Annotated in this window: 1 protein-coding gene; it reads right to left on the reverse strand. The window is 60.9% G+C overall.

From position 1 onward, the window contains the following. Window positions 1–1,127 (reverse strand): calcium-binding protein (locus AC1DLB_RS30635; RefSeq protein WP_477786358.1); only part of this gene is annotated, 1,127 nt, incomplete at both ends.

A 1,127-nucleotide genomic window follows, 5' to 3' on the forward strand; every position in this document is an offset into this window, starting at 1 on the left:
AGCACGTTGTTGCCGCTGTTGCCGGTCAGCACGTTGTTCAGGGTATTGCCGGGTCAGCACGTTGTTCAGGGCATTGCCGACGCCGGTGAGGTTGTCGCTGCCGGTGAGGGTGAGGTTTTCCAGGTTGGCGCCCAGGGTCCAGCTCACCGAGGCGCGTACGGTGTCGATATCCCACAGCGAGAGGCCGGTCTCAATGACCACGTCCTTGAGGTTGTCGACGATGTAGGTGTCGCTGCCGCGGTCGTCGATCATGACGTCGGCGCCAAGTCCTCCGTCCAGGGTGTTGTCGCCGTAGTTACCGACGATGCGGTTATTCAGGGCATTACCGGTAGCATTCAGGTCGTTGAAGTCGATAAGGGTCAGGTTCTCGACGTTGCTGCCCAAGGTGTAGCTGATCGACGACAGCACCGTGTCGATTTCGCTCAGCGAGGTACCGCGTTCGATCACTGTGTCGCCGACGTTATCGACGTAGTAGGTGTCGTTACCGGCACCGCCGTCGAGGGTGTCGGCCCCGCCCCGGCCGTCGAGGATATTGGCGGCGGCGTTGCCGGTCAGACGGTTGTCGAGCTTGTTGCCCGTGAGGCTCAGCGCTGCAGAACCGAGCAGCACAGCGTCTTCGACGTTGTCTTCCAAATAGTAACTTACTGCCGTCTGGATCAGGTCGTGGCCTTCGTCAGCCAGTTCAGTGACTTGTACACCGTTGTTGTAGATGACATAGGTGTCATCGCCACTGCCGCCAATGAGCTTGTCGGCGCCGGCCCAACCATCCAGCCAGTCGTTGCCGGCCCCGCCTAGCAGGGTGTTGTCGTAGGCGTTGCCTATCAGGATGTTGTTCAGGTCGTTGCCGATCACGGTGAAGTTGCCGAGGCCGGTGACGGTGACATCTTCGACGTTCTGCAGGTTGCTTTGACTGAGGTCGACGGTGCTGCTGGCCAGGGTCGAGGCGTAGGCAATGTTCAGCAGGTCATGGCCCTGGTCGACGGTTTCCTGCAGCAGCGCCAGTTCACCGGCCTGGTCGAGGATATAGGTGTCGTCGCCGGCGCCGCCGATCAGCGTATCCAGCCCCGCGCCACCGTTGAGCACGTTGTTGCCGCTGTTGCCGGTCAGCACGTTGTTCAGGGTATTGC

This window comes from Pseudomonas sp. 05N434, assembly GCF_056396965.1.